This is a genomic window from uncultured Megasphaera sp. (assembly GCF_958350005.1).
GTDB lineage: Bacteria > Bacillota > Negativicutes > Veillonellales > Megasphaeraceae > Megasphaera.
Window position 1 is genome coordinate 1 of the sequence record NZ_CATWFF010000229.1, and the last position, 2,820, is coordinate 2,820.

Annotated in this window: 3 protein-coding genes; all 3 read right to left on the reverse strand. The window is 53.3% G+C overall.

The window, feature by feature from the left end:
• Positions 1-86: 86 nt before the first annotated feature.
• From rlmH to Q3886_RS09840, 3 genes are read right to left on the reverse strand one after another with little or no spacing between them, the layout of a single operon-like run.
• Positions 87-566, reverse strand: coding sequence for a 23S rRNA (pseudouridine(1915)-N(3))-methyltransferase RlmH (rlmH, locus tag Q3886_RS09830; protein WP_301861289.1), 480 nt, complete (start codon positions 564-566; stop codon positions 87-89).
• Positions 563-1,687 carry a S1C family serine protease gene (locus tag Q3886_RS09835; protein ID WP_301861290.1) on the reverse strand — a complete coding sequence of 375 codons (1,125 nt, stop codon included), beginning with the start codon at positions 1,685-1,687 and terminating at the stop codon, positions 563-565. Before Q3886_RS09835 ends, rlmH begins: the two co-directional genes overlap by 4 nt.
• Positions 1,654-2,625 carry an MBL fold metallo-hydrolase gene (locus tag Q3886_RS09840; RefSeq protein ID WP_301861291.1) on the reverse strand — a complete coding sequence of 324 codons (972 nt, stop codon included), beginning with the start codon at positions 2,623-2,625 and terminating at the stop codon, positions 1,654-1,656. The genes Q3886_RS09835 and Q3886_RS09840 overlap by 34 nt, the downstream gene beginning before the upstream one ends.
• Positions 2,626-2,820: the final 195 nt, after the last annotated feature.

The following is a 2,820-nucleotide window of genomic DNA, read 5'->3' on the forward strand; positions in this document are numbered from 1 at the left end:
GAATATATAATAGCGGGAATGTATAATCCTCATATTATAAGTATTACACATTCCCGCCAAAATTCCTGCTGCCGATTGTAATCTTTTTACCAATGATACGGTTCGTGACGATTGATCTTAATCGCCCGATAGAGCTGCTCCAGCAGCAGCAGCCGTATCATCTGATGCGTCAGGGTAATGCGGCCAAAGGAGATGCACCAATCTGCCCGTCTGCGCACGCAGTCAGCCAGGCCGAAGGGGCCGCCAATAATGAAGGAAATTTCCCGGCAGCCATGGAGGGCCAGGTCGGCAATGGCTGCGGCTATTTTTTCCGATGACGCAAGATCGCCCTGTACATCCAGTGCAATCAGATACGAACCGTCCCGCACGCGCCCCAGCATCTTTTCACCTTCTTTGTCCAGAACCTGACGCTTCTGTGCGTCTGAAGGAGAATCAGGCATTTTTTCTTCCGGCAGCGCCGTTATCTCCACTTGTCCATAGGGACGGAGACGCTTTAAAAACTCGTCCATACCGGCAGTCAGATATTTTTCTTTAATCTTGCCTATGGATATGATGTGGTATTTCATGATTCATCACTCTGAGGACTTTCCTGCAGCACAACAGTCGCTGTCTTCTGGTCGCTGCCGTCGGTGGTGTAGGTAATAACGACAGAATCGCCGACCTGGTGGGCATCCATAGCCTGCTGGAGGGAAGCAAAATCTTTCACTTCTGTGTCGCCGATTTTCAGAATGACATCGCCATGACCGATACCTGCCGCATCGAGCGGTCCGCCGGCGACTACTTTATATACATAAATACCGTCAATATTCAGTTTCATGCCAAACCGGGCGGCCATCTGCTTATCCAGTCCATACAGGCCAAGATAAGGACGGACGACTTTGCCGTTCTGAATCAGGGACTGCAGAATAGGCCGGGCCGCATTGACGGGAATGGCAAATCCCAGGCCTTCTACGCCTTCTTTGGAAATTTTCGCACTGTTAATGCCGATGACCTTGCCGTCGGCATTGACGAGAGCGCCGCCGCTGTTGCCGGGATTAATGGCCGCATCAGTCTGAATGAGCTTCATGCTCTGCCCTTCTGCGCCAATAGTCCGATTCATGGAACTGATGACGCCGACCGTAACGGTTCCCTGGAATTCCAGGCCCAGAGGATTGCCAATGGCAATGGCCGGTTCCCCAACCTGCAGGGAATCACTGTCACCAAATTCGGCGACAGGCAAATTATCGACCGTAATCTTGACTACAGCCAAATCGGTCCGTTCATCGCGGCCGACGACGGTGCCTTCTGTACTCTGACCATCGGCAAGAGATACGATGACTGTCTTGTTATTGCCCACAACGTGGTTGTTGGTCACAATATATCCGGCCTTGTCAAAAATAATGCCTGAGCCGACACCTTCGCCGACAAGAACCTGGCGGTTAAATATATCCCGGTCATAGACTTTGGTCGTAATGCCGACGACAGCAGGCGATACTTTTTTGGCTGCCTGCACGACAAAGGTATTCCGTGCATCTGACAAGGGCGCCGACGACTTGGCCGGCTCATTCAGGGGATTCGTCGTTCCCTGATAGGTCGTGCCGCCAGAGGGACTGGTAAAAAAAGAGTCGTGAAACTTATATCCCCCGACGGCACCGGCAATGATGAGAACAGCCGCTACGGCTGCTGTAATGATATGGTTTCGCTGCATAGTTCAGTACCTCCTTGCTGAAATCGAACTCGTCCGCGCTGACAGGCCAGGCGCAGCAGAATATCTTCTCCTACAACACGGCCTTTCTGAGCCAGCACCTGCCGGACAGTATGCAGGGAAAGAAAAGGCGTATTGTTCTTTTCACTACGGTGAGCCAGCAGGACGTGCATACGCCGCGTCATGGGCAGGCTGGCCAGAAATTCTGCAGCCGTCCGGTTGGACAGGTGGCCCCATGGCCCGAGAATTCGCTGCTGCAGTGCATACGGGTATGGGCCGTTTTTGAGCATTTCTTCGTCGTGATTCGCTTCCAGAATTAAAATATCTGCGTACGCTGCCGCCTGTTCCACTTCCGGACTGAGACAGCCCAGATCCGTGGCCAGCGTAATCTTCGTATTGCCATGATACACCGTATAGCCTACAGGCCGGGCCGCATCATGGGAAATGGAAAAAGGCACGACCTGTATTCCGCCTACCCGCACCCGCCGCGTCAGCGGGACAAACCGGTTCTGGTAGTCATCGACACTGCGGCCAATATGGCTCCATGTTTCCTGCGTCGTATATACGGGCATATCTGTCCGCTTCAGGAGCGTTGCCAGGCCATTGACATGGTCCGTGTGTTCATGCGTAATAAACAGGGCATCCAGGTCACGCAGCGTACAGCCGTATTGCTGCAGTCCCTGGGCAATGCGGCGGCAGCTGATGCCGGCGTCAATCAAAATATTCGTGCCGGCACAGCGTATAAACGCGGCATTTCCTTTGCTGCCGCTGGCCAGCATACTGACCAGACACTCGTCATGCTGCACTTCACCGCCCATAGCCGGCAGTATCTCCGTCGCCGGAGGCGCCGGCACAGCAGCGGCATCCCTGCAGCCTGCCTGCCGTCTTGCAGAAGCTACGGACTGGGCCAGCAGCTCCAGCTGCTGCTCGCTTTCTGTCATAGTCGTCATCCTTTCTTATATCTCTCCACTTTCGTGTTATTATATCATAGAAGTATGGCATCTGCACTGAAATACGAAAAAAACCATCGTTCCGGAATTGCTTCCAAACGATGGTTCATCTGGTGGGCCTAGGTGGACTTGAACCACCGACCTCACGCTTATCAGGCGTGCGCTCTAACCAGCTGAGCTATAGGC

Coding starts and splice junctions, on each gene's coding strand:
- rlmH (WP_301861289.1), bottom strand. CDS start 566: ATGAAATACCACATCATATCCATAGGCAAGATTAAAGAAAAATATCTG.
- Q3886_RS09835 (WP_301861290.1), bottom strand. CDS start 1,687: ATGCAGCGAAACCATATCATTACAGCAGCCGTAGCGGCTGTTCTCATC.
- Q3886_RS09840 (WP_301861291.1), bottom strand. CDS start 2,625: ATGACAGAAAGCGAGCAGCAGCTGGAGCTGCTGGCCCAGTCCGTAGCT.